The following is an 18,131-nucleotide window of genomic DNA, read 5'->3' as shown; positions in this document are numbered from 1 at the left end:
GTTGAAGCACATCAGTTGAAAAGCACGGCAACTTCCTGTTATCGCCGGTGTCCGGAAGCTGCCGCACCAGGGCGGGTGCGACGCGAGCCGCCGCCCGGGGCGGAGGTGACGACGGCCCGGACCACACGCAGTGGTCCGGGCCGTCGTCACCCGGCAGGGAGGGGAGGGTTACCAGCTGGCGTGCAGCGGCTTGCCCTCCGCGTAGCCGGCCGCGCTCTGGATGCCGACCACCGCCTTGTCCGCGAACTCCTCCAGGGTCCGGGCCCCCGCGTAGGTGCAGGCGGAGCGCACACCCGCCACGATCGCGTCGATCAGGTCCTCCACCCCGGGCCGCGCCGGGTCGATGTACATCCGGGAGGTGGAGATCCCTTCCTCGAACAGGCCCTTGCGGGCCCGGTCGTACGCCGACTCCTCGCTGGTGCGGTTGCGCACCGCGCGGGCCGAGGCCATGCCGAAGCTCTCCTTGTACGGCCGGCCGTCGGCGCTCTGCTGGAGATCACCGGGCGACTCGTGCGTCCCGGCGAACCAGGAGCCGATCATCACATTGGAGGCGCCGGCGGCCAGCGCCATCGCCACATCGCGCGGATGCCGCACCCCGCCGTCCGCCCAGACGTGCTTGCCGAACTTCCGTGCCTCGGCCGCGCACTCCAGCACCGCGGAGAACTGCGGCCGGCCGACGCCGGTCATCATCCGGGTGGTGCACATCGCGCCGGGGCCCACCCCGACCTTGATGATGTCCGCGCCCGCCTCGATCAGATCCCGCACCCCGGCGGCCGACACCACGTTGCCCGCCACCACCGGCACCCGCGGGTCCAGCGCCCGCACCGCGCGCAAGGTGGCCAGCATCGACTCCTGGTGCCCGTGCGCGGTGTCCACCACCAGGGTGTCCACCCCGGCCGCCAGCAGCCCCTCGGCGCGCGCCACACTGCCGCCGTTGATGCCGATCGCCGCCGCCACCCGCAGCCGGCCGGCCGCGTCGGTGGCCGGCCGGTACAAGGTGGCGCGCAGCGCGCCCTTGCGGCTGAGGATGCCCGCCAGCCGGCCCTGCGCGTCGACGGCCGGGGCGATCTTGCGGTGCGCGCTGTCCAGGGTGGCGAACGCCTCCCTGGGGTCGATGTCCGCGTCCAGGACCAGCAGGTCCCTGGACATGACCTCGCTCAGCTGGGTGAACCGGTCCACCCCGGCCAGATCGGCCTCGGTGACGATGCCCACCGGGCGCCCCTCGGCCACCACCACCCCGGCGTTGTGCGCCCGCTTGGGCAGCAGCGCCAGGGCGTCGGCGACCGTCTGGGACGGCGCCAGGGTGATCGGGGTGTCCAGCACCGGATGGCGCTGCTTGACCCAGCCGGTGACCTCGGTCACCACATCCAGCGGGATGTCCTGCGGAATGACCGCGAGACCGCCTCTGCGGGCCACCGTCTCGGCCATCCGCCGCCCCGCGACGGCCGTCATATTGGCCACCACCAGCGGCAGGGTGGTACCGCTGCCGTCCGGGGTCGAGAGGTCGACGTCCTGCCGCGAGCCCACCGCCGAGCGGCCCGGGACCATGAACACGTCGTCATAGGTCAGGTCGTAGGACGGCCGGGAGTCATTGAGGAACTTCATGCCTGCTCTCACCTGCGTTCTCGCATTGCCCTGCGGGCACCTCCCGGCCCGGGGTCGGGGGGAGGGTGGGAGCGGAGCGTCGGCAACCGGCTCCTACGGCATTATCCCCGATCCGCCCCGGAACGGGCGAACAGATGGCCGACGGAGTGCCCGCCCGGCACCCCACCCCCGGCCCGTCCCCCTCACCGGGGCACGCTGTCCGGGTCGGAGCGCTCCAGCGCCGGACGCGCCCCGGCCGGCTGGTCGAGCAGGTGGTCGGCGGCCGTCGTATCGGTGACCAGACTCGTCACCAGACCCGACCGCAGCACCGCCCCGATCGCCTCCGCCTTGCGGCGACCGCCCGCGATCGCCACCACCTCGGGGATCCGGCGCAGCCGCTCGGCCTCCACCGTGATGCACCGCTCCCCCAGGTCCCGGCCCACCCGGCGCCCCTCGGCGTCGAAGAGGTGCGCCGACATCTCGGCGGCCACCCCGAGCGAGGCGTAGTGCTCGCGCTCGTCCTTGTTCAGCATGTCGTGCACCGTGGAGATACCCGGCTCCCAGGAACCGATGGACACCGCCGCGATCGTCACCCTGTCGAAGAACTCGAACGCCGCCGCGATCCCCCGCTGGGCGCGCAGCGCGTCCGCCGTGGCCGAGTCCGGCAGCAGCATCGGCGCGTAGATCGGGTGCGCGTCCCCGCCGGAGACGGCGGCGGCCCGCCGTACCGCCTCCACCGAGCCGCGCTCGGCGGTGCCCGCGTCGTACACCCCGGTCAGCTGGACCACGGTGCACGGCGGCAACTCCCGCAGGGCCGCCGCCATGTGGATCGTGGAACGCCCCCAGGCCAGGCCCAGGACATCGCCCTCGGTGACCAGTTCGCCCAGCAGTTCGGCGGCCACCTCGCCCAGGTGCTCCGGATCGGGGGTGTCGTCCGCGGTCTCCGACGGGGACTCGGCGACCACCACGTGCCGCAGCCCGTACCGCGCCCGCAGGGCGTCCGACCGGTCCGCGTCCAGTTCCGCGGGCACCCGGATCTCGATGCGCACCAGATCGTGCTCCACCGCGGACTCCAGCACGCGGGCGACCTTGAACCGGCTCACCCCGAACTCGTCCGCGATCTGGATCTTGGACTTGCCCTCCAGATAGAAGCGGCGGGCCATCGCCGCCGCCTGCATCAGTTCAGCGGGCCCCATCCGTGCGGCTGACCTCCCGGTCGACACGCCACTCACCTCTCCGTCCTCCGCCTTGCCCGCTCGCGATCCGCGTGCTCGTCCTCGCGCGGCGGTAAGGTCCTCGATGTCTGTCGCGCCCCGGCCGCAGCGGCCCGGGCGCCGTGTCCCCTCACCCGGCGGCGCTGCCGCCCCGGGCCGCCGCGGCGGCGCGCTCCGCCTGCTCGCGCAGCCCGCGTACCGCCGCCTCCGGGTCCTCGGCCCCGTAGACGGCCGAACCCGCCACGAACACATCGGCGCCCGCCTCCGCGCAGCGCTCGATGGTCGCCGCCGAGACCCCGCCGTCCACCTGGAGCCACAGCGGCAGCCCGTGCCGGTCGATCAGCTCGCGGGTGCGGCGGATCTTGGGCAGTGTGACGTCCAGGAACGCCTGCCCGCCGAAGCCCGGCTCCACCGTCATCACCAGGATCATGTCCAGTTCCGGCAGCAGATCCTCGAACGGCTCGATCGGGGTGGCCGGGCGCAGCGCCATCGAGGCGCGCGCGCCCTGCGCCCTGATCTCCCGGGCCAGCCGTATCGGCGCGGTGGCGGCCTCGGCGTGGAAGGTGACGGAACCGGCGCCCGCCTCCGCGTAGGCCGGGGCCCAGCGGTCGGGGTCCTCGATCATCAGATGGCAGTCCAGGGGGGTGTCGGTGGCCTTGCGCAGCGACTCCACCACCGGGAGACCCAGCGTCAGATTCGGCACGAAGTGGTTGTCCATGACGTCGACGTGCAGCCAGTCCGCCCCCGCCACGGCCCGGGCCTCCTCGGCGAGGCGTGCGAAGTCGGCGGACAGGATGCTGGGGTTGATCTGTGCCATGTCCTCAGTATTCAGCATGGTCCCGGGGACGGGTGACGCCGGTCACGCGGTGCGGCGCAACAGCGCCAGGTACATCGCGTCGGTGCCGTGCCGGTGCGGCCACAGCTGGATGTCGGGGCCCTCGCCCAGGCCGGGCACCCCGGGCAGCAGGGGCCGGGCGTCCAGCCACTCGGCGGCCGGGGCGCCCGGGTTCTTCAGCACGTCCTGGACGACGGCGCGGGTTTCGGCCAGATGGGGCGAGCAGGTGGCGTACCCCACCACGCCGCCGGGCCGCACCGCCCGCAGCGCCTCCCGCAGCAGGCCGCGCTGGAGCGGCGCGAAGCCCTCCACGTCCTGCGGTGCGCGGCGCCAGCGGGCCTCGGGGCGGCGGCGCAGCGCGCCGAGGCCGGTGCAGGGGACGTCGACCAGCACCCGGTCGAAGGAGCCGGCCGGCCAGGCGGGGCGGGTGCCGTCGGCGACCACGACCTGGTACGGGCCGGGGTTGCCGGCCAGGGCTCGGGCCACGAGTCCCGCCCGGTGCGGCTGCCGCTCGGCCGCCAGCAGGGCGGCGCCGCGTCCGGCGGCGAGCGCGGCCAGCAGCGCGGCCTTGCCGCCGGGTCCTGCGCAGGCGTCCAGCCAGCGGCTGTCGCCGCCGTCGCCGGCCAGCGGGGCGTTCGCCAGGGCGAGGGCGACCAGCTGGCTGCCCTCGTCCTGCACCCCGGCGCTGCCGTCGGCGACGGCGTCGATGGCGCCGGGCTCGCCGCCCTCGGCCAGCCGGACGGCGTAGGGGGACCACTCCCCCGCGGTGGCCCGATCGGCGCCGGCCCGCTCCAGCAGTTCGGCGGGGGTGATGCGGCCGGGCCGGGCGGCCAGGGTGACCCGCGGGCGTTCGTTGTCGGCGGCCAGCAGCGCCTCGATCTCGCCGCGGTCGCCGCCGAGCGCGTCCCACAGCGCGGAGACCACCCAGCGCGGATGGGCGTGCACGACCGCCAGGTGTTCCTCGGGGTCCTCGTCGTAAGGCGGCGCCACCCGCTCCAGCCAGCCCGGCAGGTCGTGGGCGGCGACCTTGCGCAGCACGGCGTTGACGAACTTGGCCCGGCCGTCGCCCAGCACCACCCGGGCCAGCTCCACGCTGGCGCTGACGGCGGCGTGGGTGGGGATGCGGGTGCCCAGCAGCTGGTGGGCACCGAGCGAGAGGACATCGAGCACCGGCGGATCGACCTCGCGCAGCGGCCGGTCCACGCAGGCGGCGAGCACCGCGTCGTAGGTGCCCTGGCGGCGGAGCGTGCCGTACACCAGCTCGGTGGCGAGCGCGGCGTCCCGGTCGTCGAAGTCCCCGGCGGCCCGGGCCTTGCGCAGCAGCGGGGGCAGGACGAGGTTGGCGTAGGCGTCGCGTTCGCCGACGGCGCGCAGCGCCTCGAACGCGAGGAAGCGCACCGGGTCCTTGCGGGGACGGCGGTAGGGCCGGGCGGGACGACGACGGGGCGGCCGATTGCTCACGGGGACGATGACTCCGGGTGGTGCTGGGGGCGGGTACCGGGTACGCGCGGGACGGCGGTGCGGGGTTCCAAGCCTACGGTCGCCGTCCGGGGCTCAGCCCAGCCGCTCCCCCGGGCGCACCCGCATCCCCCTGGCCCAGTCGGCGGCGGCCATCGGCTTCTTGCCCTGGGGCTGTACCCAGATCAGTTCGACGGCGTGCGAGCCGGTGCCGGCGTGGACGGTGCGCTTGCCGATGCCGAGTTCGCCGGGGGCCAGCTCCTGCCGGTCGGGGGCGAGGGCGACCTGGCGGATCTTGAGGCGTTCGCCGCGGAAGACGGTCCAGGCGCCGGGGGCGGGGGTGCAGCCGCGGACCAGGCGGTGCACGCCGAGCGCCGGGTGGTCCCAGTCGACGCGGGCGTCGTTGACGGAGAGCTTGGGGGCGAGGGTGACGCCCTCCTCCGGCTGCGGGACGGCGCGCAGGCTGCCGTCCTCGATGCCGTCCATGGTGGCCGCCAGGAGGCCGGCGCCGGCGAAGGCGAGCCGGGTGAGCAGATCGCCGCTGGTGTCCTCGGGGCGGACCTCCTCGGTGAGCACGCCGAAGACCGGGCCGGAGTCCAGGCCCTTCTCGATCTGGAAGGTGGAGGCGCCGGTGACCTCGTCGCCGGCGATGACCGCGTGCTGGACGGGGGCGGCGCCGCGCCAGGCGGGGAGCAGGGAGAAGTGCAGATTGACCCAGCCGTGCCGGGGGATGGTGAGCACGGACTCGGGCAGCAGGGCGCCGTAGGCGACCACGGGGGCGCAGTCGGGCGCGATGGCCCGCAGCCGTTCCTGGAAGTCCGCGTCGCGCGGTCGCTGCGGGCGCAGGATCTCGATGCCGGCCTCCTCGGCCCGCTGGGCGACGGGGCTGGCGACCAGCCGCCGGCCGCGGCCGGCGGGCGCGTCGGGCCGGGTGACGACGGCGGCGACCTCGTGCCGGTCCGATGCGATCAGGGCGTCCAGGGCCGGGACGGCCACCTCGGGGGTGCCGGCGAAGACGAGCCTCATGGTGCGGGTGTCACCTTCTCGGATGGTTCGGATGGTGCGGGGGTCCGCGCGGCGGGGCCGGGCGGGACCGGGGAAACGGTGCGTCAGTCTACGGTCCGCCCCGGCGTGAACCCCCAGGGCGTGCGGAGGCGAACGCGCCCCTTGGCCGGGGTGATGCGCTCCATCAGCGTGACTTGGGCCACGGGTGCGGCGTTGGTCAAGACAGATTGACCATTCCGACTATCCCTGACGCCGGTTCGAGAGGGTCTTCATGGCCGACCACGCCACCCCTGACGCCCAGGCACGGGCCAGCCTGCACCTGCTGGTCCGGGACATCGAGCGGGTCCGCCGCCAGGTGGACGCGCTGCGCACACTCACCGCACAGCTCGGCAATGTGTACCGCCCGCGGCGCACCGGGTCGGCTGCCGGGTTCGTCGTGTACGGCCGCGCGCCGGCCCCGACCGTCCGGCTGGCCCAGGAACTGCGCGACAGCGTGGAGACCCTGGTGACGGCGGCCGTCGACTTCGACCGTTCACTGGGTTTCTCCTGGGACGCGGTGGGTTCGGCGCTCGGTGTCACCAAGCAGGCGGTGCACCGCCGGTACGGCACCCGGCGGACGGCGGAGCGGACCGGCGCCGTCCGCGAGTCGCTCGCCGCTGCGGCCCCGCCGGCGCCGCAGCAGCCGGTGCCCGCGCCGTTCCCGGGCCCGCGCAGCGGCTGAGTTTGCCGAAGCGGCAACAGACTTCGCCATGGGCCGGTCGGGGGCGGACCATCTCCGGTGAAACGGAGGTATCCCATGTCAGAGGAAACACGCCCGGCACAGGAGTACTGGGACGACCGGTACCGGGAGAACGGCCGGCTGTGGAGCGGTATGCCCAGCGCCGCTCTGGTCCGCGAGGTGCACGGGCTGACGCCGGGCAGCGCGCTGGAGCTGGGGTGCGGTGAGGGCGCGGACGCGGTGTGGCTGGCCCTCACCGGCTGGCGGGTGACCGCCGTGGACGTCTCGGCCGTCGCGCTGGAGCGGGCCCGCGTGCATGCCGCGGAGCGGGGGGTGGGCGAGCGCGTGGACTGGCAGCGGCACGATCTGGCCGAGTCCTTCCCCGAGGGGAGCTACGACCTGGTCTGCTCGCTGTTCCTGCACTCCACCGTCGAACTGCCCCGGGAGCGCATCCTGCGCCGGGCCGCGGCGGCGGTGGCCCCCGGCGGGACGCTGCTCGTGGTGGGGCACGCGGGCTGGCCCCGGGGCGTCGAGCACGACCACGAGGACCGCCCGGAGGTGCACTTCCCCACCCCGGCGGAGGTCTTCGCCTCGCTGGAGCTGCCCGAGGGTGCCTGGGAGGTGCGCACCGACGAGGAGTACGAGCGCGTCCGGGTGCTGCCGGACGGCCGGGAGATGCACCACCTGGACAACACCCTGAAGCTCCGCCGGCTGCCGCACGCGGCCTAGCCGGCGGGCAGGTCCCTGACGAACAGAATCCCCTGCTGCGCGGCCAGGTGCGCCGGGTCGAGCGGGGCGTAGCCGATGTACGGGGACACCCGGGCCGCCGGGCGGGTGTCCCCGTAGGCGGCGGCGAGCCCGGCGGCGTCCGCCACGTGGTGGGCGTGCGGGAGGGTGTACAGCAGTCCCTCCACGGTGTCCGGCGGCGGGGTGTCCACGCCCCGGTGCCGGATGGTGCCCAGGGCGGTGGTCACGAAGGCGTACCGCTCCGCCATGTGGGCGTTCAGCAGGGCACCGGCGCTCCACCAGCGCAGCCGTTCGCCACCCATCCGCATGCTGCTCGGTTCGCGCTGGAGGTGGGCGTTGTGGGCGTGCACCAGGGCCGGGCCCCGTTCGGCGAGGGCGAGCAGGTTGTCGGCCATCATCCGGTCCCGCAGGGCGACCAGGCGAGCCATGCGGGCGGGCCCGGTGTCCGCCATCCAGAAGTGGTAGCGGAGCAGCCCGGTGGCGGTACGCCCGTACAGCCGGGCCCGGTGCCAGTCCTCGCGGGAGGTGGCCGCGATCAGCTCCGGGGTCCGGGTGTCGAGCAGGGCCACCAGATCGTCGGCGAGCAGCCGCAGTTCGGTGGCCTGCGGGGTCCGGCCCACCGAGGCGGCGGGGTCGGACATCGCGGCGGGTTCGGTCCACGCGCTGTCCTCGCCCAGCAGGCGGTCGAGGGCACCGGCCGTGCAGGGCAGCAGTGCCGGGTCCACCCGGGCGGCGAGGTAGGTGTGCAGGGCGGTGAGGGCCGGCCGGGGGCTCGCGGCGCCGGTGATCTCCAGCGGCCCGTCGAAGCCGGCGAAGCGCAGCCGTTCGGCGGCCGGCCGCTCCTCGTTGTGGGCGCGCATCCAGCGCACGAGTTCGCGGTTGGCGGCCGAGGAGCCGAAGCCGTGGCTGAAACCGTGTTCCATCACCTCGTCCAGGCTGCCGGCGCCCGTGGCCACGTAGTCGTCGACGAGCAGTCCCGCCATGCAGTCGCTCTCCAGGGCGATCGTCCGGTAGCCCGCCTCCTCGACGAGCTGTCCGAAGAGCCGGTTGCGCAGGTCGAGCAGCATGTCCTCGCCATGGGTCGGCTCGCCGAGGGCGAGCAGGTGCGGGCGGGCCGGGAAGAGCCGCAGCACGGCGGCGGCCCGGAGGGGATGGGTCACATCCGAGAGGTCCATGGGCATGCATTCAACGGTATCGTTGAAGTACCGGTGGAAACTTTTCCGCGATATCGTCCGCCTCATGCCTGAAAAGCTTCAAAGCAGTGAGCGGCTGCGCCCGGTCGATCTGGCGCGGGCGCACGGGCTGTCCCCCCAGGCGATCAGGAACTACGAGGAGGCCGGCATCCTCCCGGCCGCCGAACGCTCCGCGCACGGCTACCGCCGCTACACCCCACGGCACGCCGCGGCGCTCACCACCTTCCTGGCCCTGCTCCCGGGGCACGGTCACCGGACGGCCACCGCGATCCTGGCGGCGGTGCACCGGGGGGCACCCGACGAGGCGTTCACCCTGATCGACGAGAGCCACGTCCAGTTGCTCGCCGACCGGCGCACCCTGCGGTCCGTGGAGAGCGCGCTGCGCGATCTGGCACCGGAGCCGGAGGCGGCGACGGCCGGGACCGAGAGCGGGCCGGGACGCGCCGGGACCTTCATCGGCCCGCTCGCGGACGAACTCGGCATCCGGCCGGCCACCCTGCGCGCCTGGGAGCGGGCCGGGCTGCTGCGCCCGCGCCGCGATCCGCAGACCGGGTACCGGGTGTACGACGCGAGCGCCGTGCGCGACGCCCGGCTCACCCATCAGCTGCGGCGCGGCGGCTATCCGCTGGAGGGCATCGCCCCGCTGCTCGACCAGCTGCGCTCGGCGGGCGGCCGGGAACCGCTGGCCGAAGCGCTCGGCGACTGGCACACCCGGCTGCGTACCCGCGCCCGGGCGCTGCTCGGCGGCGCCGCGGCGCTGGACGCGTACCTGGAACGGTACGGCTGACCCGCCGGGCGGCCGGCGGGCCGGCCGTCAGCCGATGTCCGGCGGATCGATCCGGATCCGGGCCGGCGGGCCCGCCCGGTGGGTGGCCCGGGCGATCTGTGCCGCCTTCAGCGCCGCCGCCAGCGCCCCGCCGCTGCCCGGCGGCACGCGCACCAGCGCCCGCACCCACACCTCGCCCGGCGGCGGGTCGCCCGGTCTGCGCGGCTGGCCCGCTGCCGTCACCGGCAGCGGCACCGGGCCCAGGATCTCGGCGTCCGGAGGCAGTTCGGCCGTGGCCAGCAGCCCGTCCACCGCCTCCGGCAGCCCGCTCACCGCCGCCATCCGGGAGACCGGCGGCTGCCCGAGCGCGGCCCGGTCGGCCAGTTCGCGCTCGGCGTGCCCGGCCGGGTCCCACCGCACCAGCGCCTGCACCGGCCGCAGGGTGGGCTCGGCCAGCACCACCACCGTGCCGCCCTCCTCCTGCGGCCGGACCAGCGCCGCCGCCGCCAGCCAGCGGCGCAGCGCCTCCTCCCCCGCCCGCAGATCGGGCCGGCCGAGCAGCGCCCAGCCGTCGAGCAGCAGCGCCGCGGCATAGCCGGGCCCCTCGGCACGCGGTTCGGCGCCGGGCGTGGAGACCACCAGCGCGGGCCGCTCCGGCACCGTCTCCAGGACGTGATCACGGCCCGAGGTGCGCACCGGCACCGCGGGGAACGCCCGGCCCAGCTCCTCGGCCGTACGGCGCGCCCCGACCACGACGGCCCGCAGCCGGCCGCCCCCGCACTCCGGGCAGTGCCAGGACTGCTCCTCGCGCCCGCACCAGCCGCAGCGCAGTTCCCCGCCGTCCGGCACGGTCAGCGGTCCGTGGCAGTGCCGGCAGCGGGCCGGCTCGCGGCACCGCTCGCAGGCCAGCCGGGGGACGTACCCCCGGCGCGGCACCTGGATGAGGACCGGGCCGCGTCCCAGGGCGTCCCGCAGGGTCTGCCAGGCCAGGCTCGGCAGCCGCGCGGTGCGGGCCGCCGCGTCCCTGGCCTCGTCCATGTCGCCGACCGTCCGCACCAGCGGGGCGCTCAGCCGGACGGTCTCGCGGCCTGCGGTCAGCGGGGCGGCGAAGCCGGTGGCCAGCAGCTGGGCCGCCTCCACCGTCTGCGCGTGGCCGCCCAGCAGCAACCCGGCGCGTTCATGGGCGGCCCGCAGCAGCAGGACGTCCCGGGCGTGCGGCTGCGGCGCGCGGTCGTCGGCGTGCGCCTGGTCGCCGTCGTCCCAGATCGCGGCCAGCCCCAGGTCCCGTACCGGGGCGAACATCGCGGCCCGGGTGCCGACCACACCGCGGACCGCGCCCCGGCTGACCGCCAGCCAGTTGCGGTAGCGCTCCTCGGGGCCCGCGTCGGCGGTGAGCAGGACGTGGTGGCCCGGGCCCAGCAGGGCCCCGAGGGCGGCGTCCACCCGGGCCGCCGCCCGGCCGTCCGGCAGCACGGCGAGCGCGCCGCGCCCGGCGGCCAGCGCGGTGGCAAGGGCCCGCGCCAGCTCGTCGGGCCAGCCGGGCCCGGGGAGCGCCGTCCACACCGCGCGCGGCGCCTCGCCCCGGGCCAGCGCCGCCAGAAATCCGGGCCCGCGCGGGTAGCGGTCCCAGCCGCCGGGCCCGGGCGCGGCGGGCGGGGCCGGGGCGGGGGGCGAGGGCTGCTTCTCAGGGCGGGCCCGGCGCGGCGGCACCGCCAGCTGGACGACGTCGGCGAGCGCCCCGGCGTACCGGTCGGCGACCGCGCGGCACAGCCGCAGCAGCTCCGGGCCGAGGACCTGCTCGGTGGAGAGCACCTGGGCGATCGGGGCGAGCGTCCCGGGAAAGTCACTGGTGGCGCGCCGCTCCACGACGAACCCGTTGATCAGGCCGCCGCCCTCGCGGCGCCCGCCGCGCTCCCCCGCGCCGAACCGCACCCGGACCCGGACGCCCGGTGTGGCATCGGCGTCCATGGCGGCCGGCACGGCGTAATCGAAGAAGCGGTCCAGGTGCACCAGGCCCTTGTCGACCAGCACCCGGGCCACCGGCAGTTCCCCGGCGAGCGGGGCGCCGCGCCAGGTGCGGGGGCGGGCGGGCGGATCCTTCCGCCCGGCCCGCACGCTCGCCCGGATCAGCGCCAGCTGCTCCGCACCCGCTGCCTGGGAATCCCGCTCGCCGCTCACCCGAGCAGTCAAGCAGATGGCTCGGACATCACCGAGCCGGCCGGTTCACAGCCCGACGGTCGCCCGCAGCGCGTCCACGCGGTCGGTGCGCTCCCAGGTGAAGTCGGGCAGTTCGCGGCCGAAGTGCCCGTACGCGGCGGTCTGGGCGTAGATGGGACGCAGCAGGTGGAGGTCGCGGATGATGGCGGCCGGGCGCAGGTCGAAGACCTCGCCGATGGCCTTCTCGATGCGCTCCGGTTCCACCGTGGCGGTCCCGAAGGTCTCCACGAAGAGACCGACCGGCTCGGCCTTGCCGATGGCGTAGGCGACCTGCACCTCGCAGCGCGAGGCGAGCCCGGCGGCCACCACGTTCTTGGCGACCCAGCGCATGGCGTAGGCGGCCGAACGGTCGACCTTGGACGGGTCCTTGCCGGAGAACGCGCCGCCGCCGTGCCGGGCCATGCCGCCGTAGGTGTCGATGATGATCTTGCGGCCGGTCAGGCCGGCGTCGCCCATCGGGCCGCCGATCTCGAACCGTCCGGTCGGGTTGACCAGCAGCCGGTAGCCCTCGCTGTCCAGCTTGATGCCGTCGGCGACCAGCGCCTTCAGCTCCGGCTCGACGACGAACTCCTGGATGTCGGGCGCGAGCAGCGACTCCAGGTCGATGTCGGAGGCGTGCTGGCTGGAGACCACGACGGTGTCCAGCCGCACGGCCTTGTCGCCGTCGTACTCGATGGTGACCTGCGTCTTGCCGTCCGGGCGCAGGTAGGGGATGGTCCCGTTGCGCCGCACCTCGGAGAGCCGGTGCGAGAGCCGGTGCGCCAGCCGGATGGGCAGCGGCATCAGCTCGGGCGTCTCGTCGCAGGCGTAGCCGAACATCAGGCCCTGGTCGCCCGCGCCCTGCCGGTCCAGCTCGTCCAGCTCGCCCTCGACGCGCGACTCGTAGGCCGTGTCCACGCCCTGGGCGATGTCGGGGGACTGCGACCCGATGGACACCGAAACCCCGCAGGACGCGCCGTCGAACCCCTTCTTGGAGGAGTCGTAGCCGATTTCGAGGATCTTGTTGCGCACCAGGGACGCGATGTCCGCGTACGCCTTGGTGGTGACCTCGCCGGCCACGTGCACCAGACCGGTGGTGATCATCGTCTCGACGGCCACCCGGGAGGTCGGGTCCTCCCGGAGGAGGGCGTCGAGAATGGCGTCGCTGATCTGGTCGGCGATCTTGTCGGGGTGACCCTCGGTCACGGATTCCGAGGTGAACAGGCGGCGGGACACATCGCTCCCTGGGGTTGCAGCGGCTGCTGACTGAACTGGACCGACCCGCTCCGGAAGCTCCGGAGGTCGTCGGAGTGAGTCTATCGACTCGGGGGCGCTGGACAGCCGAATCCCGTACCGCTGCCACGGCCCTGTCTTAGCGTAACGGTCCCGGCCCCGGCTGGGGAGAGGTGGACCGCAGTGCGAGACGCCGCCGGGGGGTTGCGGAGGCGGGGAGCGCCTTCGGCCGGTGGGTGGGCGCGCCACGGCGCACGGGACGGCGCCGGGGCGTGAGCGTACGGGGTCAGGCCGTCGTCAGGCGCCGGGCCACGGCGTCCCAGACGCGGTCCGCCAGGGCCTCCTTGGGGCCGTACGGCACCGGGGTCTCCGGGCCGCCGACCTCCAGGATCACCGCTTCGTTCTCCTCGGTGCCGAAGGCGCGCCCGTCGCCCACCTGGTTGACCACCAGGAGATCGCAGCCCTTGCGGGCGAGCTTGGCCCGGCCGCCCGCCAGCACGTCGTCCGTCTCGGCGGCGAAGCCCACCACGACCGGTGGCCGCGCCGGATGACGGGCGGCCACCTGGGCGAGGATGTCGGGGTTGCGGACCAGCGCGACGGGCTCCGGCTCCACCCCGTCCCGCTTCTTGATCTTGCTGCGCACCTCGTGCGCCGGGCGGAAGTCGGCGACCGCCGCGGCCATCACCACCACGTCCGCGCCGATGGCGGCCTTGACCACGGCATCCTGCAACTCCCGCGCGGTGCCCACCGGGACGACCTCGGCACCGGCCGGGTCGGGCAGCGCGGTGTTGGCCGCGACCAGGGTGACCCGGGCGCCCCGGGCCACGGCGGTGCGGGCCAGGGCGTAGCCCTGTTTGCCGGAGGAACGGTTCCCCAGGTACCGCACCGGGTCCAGCGGCTCCCGGGTGCCGCCGGCGGAGATCACCACGTGCCGGCCGGCCAGGTCGGGGGTGAGGGCGCCGGTGCCCCGGGCCAGCACCCGGCGGCAGACCTCGAAGATCTCGGCCGGGTCGGGGAGCCGGCCCTTGCCGGTGTCGGCGCCGGTGAGCCGGCCGCTGGCGGGCTCGATGACCACGGCGCCGCGGCGGCGCAGGGTGGCGACGTTCTCCCGGGTGGCCGGGTGCTCCCACATCTCGGTGTGCATGGCGGGCGCGAAGACCACCGGGGCCCGGACCGTGAGCAGCGTATTGGTGAGCAGGTCGTCCGCCCGCCCGTGGGCGGCCTTGGCCAGCAGATCGGCGGTGGCCGGGGCGATCACCAGCAGATCGGCTTGCTGACCGATGCGGACGTGCGGCACCTCGTGCACGTCCTCGAAGACCTCGGTCTCCACCGGGTGGCCCGAGAGGGCAGCCCAGGTGGGCGCGCCGACGAAGCGCAGCGCGTTGGCCGTGGGCAGCACCCGGACGTCGTGGCCCGACTCGGTCAGCCGCCGCAGCAGCTCGCACGCCTTGTAGGCGGCGATCCCGCCGCTGACTCCCAGAACGACCTTCGGCTTGTCCATCGCTGGCCTTCTCCCGGCGCGATCACGGGCCCGGCAGCGTACTGCCGGGCCCGCGGACGGTTCGATGCGACGGCCCCGCCGGCTCCGGGATCGGTGCCGGCCGGGCGCGCGGTGGCCCCGGAGGTGCGGGGCCCGGACGGTGTCCCCCGGCTACCGTCCCCCGGCCGCCGTTCCGCGGGGCGCGGGGCGGTGGGGGGTGCCGGAGGATCCGCGGCTCAGCGGCCCGGGTCCGCCGGACCGTCGACGGCCTCGGAGGTCAGCAGACCGGCGTTGATCTCGCGGAGCGCGATCGACAGCGGCTTCTCGTGCACGTGAGTGTCCACGAGCGGGCCGACGTACTCCAGCAGACCCTCGCCGAGCTGCGAGTAGTACGCGTTGATCTGGCGCGCGCGCTTGGCGGCGTAGATCACCAGGCTGTACTTCGAGTCGGTGGCCTCGAGCAGCTCATCGATCGGCGGGTTGATGATGCCCTCGGGCGTGGTGATGGAAGAGGACACGCTCTACCTTCCGCAGGGGGTCGGGGGCGGGGGAAACAAAACTGCCCCCTGGTTAACACAGCAAGGCTAGCAGCTCACCCGCGACGTCCTCGACCGACGTATTCACCAGGGTGACGTCGAACTCGGCCTCCGCCGCCAGTTCCTTCCTGGCCTCGGTCAGCCGCCGCTCGATCACGTCGGGCGGCTCGGTGCCGCGCCCGGTGAGCCGGCGGACCAGCTCCTCCCAGCTGGGCGGGGCGAGGAAGACCAGCCGTGCCTCGGGCATCGAGGAGCGCACCAGCCGGGCGCCCTGGAGATCGATCTCCAGGAGCACCGGGTCCCCCGCCTCCAGCCGGTCGAGCACGGCCCGGCGCGGCGTGCCGTAGCGGTTGCCGGCGAACTCGGCCCACTCCAGCAGTTCTCCGTTGGCGACGAGTTTGTCGAACTCCTCGTCGTCCACGAAGAAGTAGTGCACCCCGTGCTGTTCCCCGGGCCGGGGAGGGCGGGTGGTGGCCGAGACGGACAGCCACACCTCCGGATGAGCTTTGCGCATATGGGCGACGACCGTGCTCTTGCCGACCCCGGAGGGGCCGGAGAGCACGGTCAGCCGCGGACGATCGTTCATGGGCCGATTATCCCGCCTCCCGAGGGAGCGGGAAAATCTCAGGCCGCCTTGTCGCCGAACTCACGCTCCAGCGAGGCGATCTGGTTGGATCCCAGGCCACGGACCCGGCGGCTCTCGGAGATGCCGAGACGCTCCATGATCTGCCGGGCGCGGACCTTGCCGACGCCGGGCAGCGATTCGAGCAGCGCGCTCACCTTCATCTTGCCGATGACATCGTTCTTCTGGCCCTGCTGAATGACCTCGTGCAGGGAGGCGCCGGAGTGCTTGAGCCGATTCTTGACCTCGGCGCGCTCCCGGCGAGCCGCGGCGGCCTTCTCAAGCGCGGCTGCGCGCTGTTCAGGGGTTAGGGGCGGAAGAGCCACGCCTACGTCACCTCGGGTGTCGAATCTGTTGGATACGGACAGCACACGGCCTGGTGGCCCCGTGCCGGCGGGCAGCCGACTGGGCGCCGTGCTGCTCCGCTCTCGTCGGAGACTAGCGGCCGATCCGGCCTGAGTCAGCGAGAATCGTCAAAAAGTCCAGGTCAGCGTTCAATCAGTACGAACTTTTCGGACATTTCTCTACGGTCGAGGGCTCAACGGCGGTCACGGAGCGCCGCCGAGAGCGCCCCTACCTCCGCTTCCGCCGCCGCGCGCAGCCCCGCCACGGAGGGCCCCGCCCGCAGCACCGACCGGCTGACACTGGGCACCACCTGACCGATCCGGTCCCCGAACAGCCGGGGCAGGTCGGCCGCGGTGGCGCCCTGCGCCCCGATGCCGGGGGCCAGCAGCGGGCCGTTGACCGCCAGGTCGACGCCCGCCGTGGACAGCGTGGCGCCGATCACCGCACCGACCGAGCCGAGCGGGGCGGCCCCCGCGTTCTCCCGGGCGATGGCGTCCAGCATCAGCTGGGCCAGCGGGCGCCCGTCGGCGGCGGTGGCCCGCTGCACCTGCGCGCCCTCCGGGTTGGAGGTGAGCCCCAGGACGAAGATCCCGCCCCCGTGCGTCCGCGCCAGGTCCAGCGCGGGCCGCAGCGACTCGAAGCCGAGGTAGGGACTGACGGTGATCGCGTCCGAGAACAGCGGGGCACCGGGCTCCAGATAGGCGGCGGCGTAGGCGGCCATGGTGGAGCCGATGTCGCCGCGCTTCACATCGGTGACCACCAGCGCCCCGGCCGCCCTGCTGTCGGCGACGGCCCGCTCCAGGACGGCCACGCCCCGGGAACCGAAGCGCTCGAAGAACGCGGACTGCGGCTTGAGCACCGCGACCCGCTCCGCCAGCGCCTCCACCACGGTGCGGGTGAACCGCTCCAGGCCGGCGACGTCGTCGCCGAGCCCCCAGTCGGCGAGCAGGGCGGCGTGCGGGTCGATCCCCACGCACAGCGGCCCGCGCTCGGCCATCGCCCGGTGCAGCCGGGCACCGAACGGCTCGGTCGCGCTCATGCCGCGCCCTCCTTCGTCCCGGCCGGGGCTCCGGCCTCCGGGCCGGCCGGGGTGCCGGTGTCGGTGCCGACGGCCTCGGCCAGCGTCCGGTACGGGCTGGCGGCCAGCTGCCGGGCGAGCCCGCGGTGGATGCGCCGGGGCCAGGCCGGGCCCTGGTAGATGAAGCCGCTGTAGCCCTGGATGAGGGTGGCCCCGGCCCGGATCCGCGCCCAGGCGTCCTCGGCCGTGGTGATGCCGCCCACCCCGATCAGGGTGAGCCGCCCGCCGGTGCGCCGGTGGAGCCGGCGCAGCACCTCCAGCGAGCGCTCGGTCAGCGGCGCGCCGGACAGGCCGCCGGCGCCGATGGCGGCCACCTCCTCCGCGGGGGTAGCCAGGCCCTCCCGGGAGATGGTGGTGTTGGTGGCGATGATGCCGTCCAGCTCCAGTTCCAGGGCGAGATCGGCGACCGCGTCGATGTCCTCGTCGGCGAGGTCGGGGGCGATCTTCACCAGCAGCGGTACCCGGCGCCCGGTCACGGTCCGGTCGGCGGCCTCGCGGACGGCGGTCAGCAGCGGGCGCAGCTGGTCGACGGCCTGGAGGGCGCGCAGCCCCGGGGTGTTGGGCGAGGAGACGTTGACCACGAGGTAGTCGGCGTGGGCGGCGAGCCGCTCGGTGGAGGTGACGTAGTCGGCGACGGCCTCTTCCTCGGGAACGGCCTTGGTCTTGCCGATGTTGACGCCCACCACGGTGCCGCCGGGGCGGGACACGCGGCGCGCCAGCCGGGCGGCGACGGCCGCGGAGCCGTCGTTGTTGAAGCCCATCCGGTTGACCAGGGCGCGGTCGGCGACCAGCCGGAACAGCCGGCGGCGCGGGTTGCCGGGCTGCGCCCGGCCGGTGACGGTGCCGATCTCGATGTGGTCGAAGCCGAGCAGGGCCAGGCCGTCGATGCCGACCGCGTTCTTGTCGAAGCCGGCGGCGAGCCCGAAGGGGCCGGGCATGGTGCGGCCGAGCGCCCGCACCCGCAGCTGCGGGAAGCGGGGCGCGAAGCCGGCGCGGACGGCGTCGCGCACCACCGGGACGGAGGCGGCGGCCCGGATGGCCCCGAACGCGAGATGGTGGGCGCGTTCGGGGTCGATCCGGGTGAGGACCGTGCGGAAGAGCAGGGAGTAGGCGCGTCCCAT

Annotated in this window: 17 protein-coding genes; 3 read left to right on the top strand and 14 right to left on the bottom strand. The window is 74.8% G+C overall.

The window, feature by feature from the left end; all coding sequences use genetic code 11:
• Positions 1-168: 168 nt before the first annotated feature.
• The 5 genes from BM385_RS06485 to fmt all read right to left on the bottom strand — a co-directional run bounded on the left by BM385_RS06485 (position 169) and on the right by fmt (position 6,117).
• On the bottom strand, positions 169-1,605 hold the full coding sequence (locus tag BM385_RS06485) for a GuaB1 family IMP dehydrogenase-related protein (RefSeq protein WP_019434730.1): 1,437 nt from the start codon (positions 1,603-1,605) through the stop codon (positions 169-171).
• 182 nt (positions 1,606-1,787) lie between these two features.
• Complete coding sequence (locus tag BM385_RS06480) at positions 1,788-2,780, bottom strand: sugar-binding transcriptional regulator (RefSeq protein ID WP_019434731.1); 993 nt, start codon at positions 2,778-2,780, stop codon at positions 1,788-1,790.
• 148 nt (positions 2,781-2,928) lie between these two features.
• A complete protein-coding gene (rpe, locus tag BM385_RS06475) occupies positions 2,929-3,615 on the bottom strand; it encodes a ribulose-phosphate 3-epimerase (RefSeq protein ID WP_019434732.1) in 687 nt (228 codons plus the stop codon).
• A 42-nt stretch (positions 3,616-3,657) separates the two neighbouring features.
• A complete protein-coding gene (locus tag BM385_RS06470) occupies positions 3,658-5,094 on the bottom strand; it encodes an RsmB/NOP family class I SAM-dependent RNA methyltransferase (RefSeq protein ID WP_093842422.1) in 1,437 nt (478 codons plus the stop codon).
• 93 nt (positions 5,095-5,187) lie between these two features.
• Complete coding sequence (gene fmt / locus BM385_RS06465) at positions 5,188-6,117, bottom strand: methionyl-tRNA formyltransferase (RefSeq protein WP_019434734.1); 930 nt, start codon at positions 6,115-6,117, stop codon at positions 5,188-5,190.
• A gap of 250 nt (positions 6,118-6,367) precedes the next feature.
• Between fmt and BM385_RS06460 the strand changes: the two genes are divergently transcribed.
• Positions 6,368-6,817, top strand: coding sequence for a hypothetical protein (locus BM385_RS06460; protein WP_019434735.1), 450 nt, complete (start codon positions 6,368-6,370; stop codon positions 6,815-6,817).
• 75 nt (positions 6,818-6,892) lie between these two features.
• Entirely contained in the window at positions 6,893-7,543 is a 651-nt protein-coding gene (locus BM385_RS06455; protein ID WP_019434736.1) for a class I SAM-dependent methyltransferase, read from the top strand.
• Here the strand turns inward: BM385_RS06455 and BM385_RS06450 are convergent.
• Complete coding sequence (locus tag BM385_RS06450; protein ID WP_026047593.1) at positions 7,540-8,742, bottom strand: erythromycin esterase family protein; 1,203 nt, start codon at positions 8,740-8,742, stop codon at positions 7,540-7,542. The genes BM385_RS06455 and BM385_RS06450 overlap by 4 nt on opposite strands.
• Positions 8,743-8,800: 58 nt before the next feature.
• Between BM385_RS06450 and BM385_RS06445 the strand changes: the two genes are divergently transcribed.
• Positions 8,801-9,541: a MerR family transcriptional regulator gene (locus tag BM385_RS06445; RefSeq protein ID WP_093842421.1), complete on the top strand. Its 741-nt coding sequence runs from the start codon at positions 8,801-8,803 to the stop codon at positions 9,539-9,541.
• 27 nt (positions 9,542-9,568) lie between these two features.
• On the opposite strand, the gene BM385_RS06440 is transcribed toward BM385_RS06445, so the two are convergent.
• The 8 genes from BM385_RS06440 to BM385_RS06405 all read right to left on the bottom strand — a co-directional run bounded on the left by BM385_RS06440 (position 9,569) and on the right by BM385_RS06405 (position 18,131).
• Entirely contained in the window at positions 9,569-11,698 is a 2,130-nt protein-coding gene (locus BM385_RS06440) for a primosomal protein N' (RefSeq protein WP_175542926.1), read from the bottom strand.
• A gap of 45 nt (positions 11,699-11,743) precedes the next feature.
• A complete protein-coding gene (gene metK / locus BM385_RS06435) occupies positions 11,744-12,952 on the bottom strand; it encodes a methionine adenosyltransferase (RefSeq protein ID WP_019434740.1) in 1,209 nt (402 codons plus the stop codon).
• Positions 12,953-13,235: 283 nt separating this feature from the next.
• The gene (gene coaBC, locus BM385_RS06430; RefSeq protein WP_093842419.1) at positions 13,236-14,450 is read right to left on the bottom strand and encodes a bifunctional phosphopantothenoylcysteine decarboxylase/phosphopantothenate--cysteine ligase CoaBC; all 1,215 of its coding nucleotides are present in this window, start codon (positions 14,448-14,450) and stop codon (positions 13,236-13,238) included.
• Positions 14,451-14,665: 215 nt separating this feature from the next.
• Positions 14,666-14,947 (bottom strand): DNA-directed RNA polymerase subunit omega, encoded by a 282-nt coding sequence (rpoZ, locus tag BM385_RS06425; protein WP_019434742.1) that lies wholly within the window; start codon positions 14,945-14,947, stop codon positions 14,666-14,668.
• A gap of 52 nt (positions 14,948-14,999) precedes the next feature.
• On the bottom strand, positions 15,000-15,551 hold the full coding sequence (gene gmk, locus BM385_RS06420) for a guanylate kinase (protein ID WP_019434743.1): 552 nt from the start codon (positions 15,549-15,551) through the stop codon (positions 15,000-15,002).
• A gap of 38 nt (positions 15,552-15,589) precedes the next feature.
• A complete protein-coding gene (locus tag BM385_RS06415) occupies positions 15,590-15,913 on the bottom strand; it encodes an integration host factor (protein ID WP_019434744.1) in 324 nt (107 codons plus the stop codon).
• 212 nt (positions 15,914-16,125) lie between these two features.
• Positions 16,126-16,971, bottom strand: a complete 846-nt coding sequence (gene pyrF, locus BM385_RS06410; RefSeq protein WP_093842418.1) for an orotidine-5'-phosphate decarboxylase — start codon at positions 16,969-16,971, stop codon at positions 16,126-16,128.
• Positions 16,968-18,131 (bottom strand): quinone-dependent dihydroorotate dehydrogenase, encoded by a 1,164-nt coding sequence (locus BM385_RS06405; protein WP_019434746.1) that lies wholly within the window; start codon positions 18,129-18,131, stop codon positions 16,968-16,970. Before BM385_RS06405 ends, pyrF begins: the two co-directional genes overlap by 4 nt.

Source organism: Streptomyces harbinensis, from assembly GCF_900116145.1.
Taxonomy (GTDB): Bacteria; Actinomycetota; Actinomycetes; order Streptomycetales; family Streptomycetaceae; genus Streptomyces; species Streptomyces carpaticus.
The sequence above is the reverse complement of the archived record's forward strand: the minus strand, read 5'-3'. Positions and strand labels throughout refer to the sequence as shown.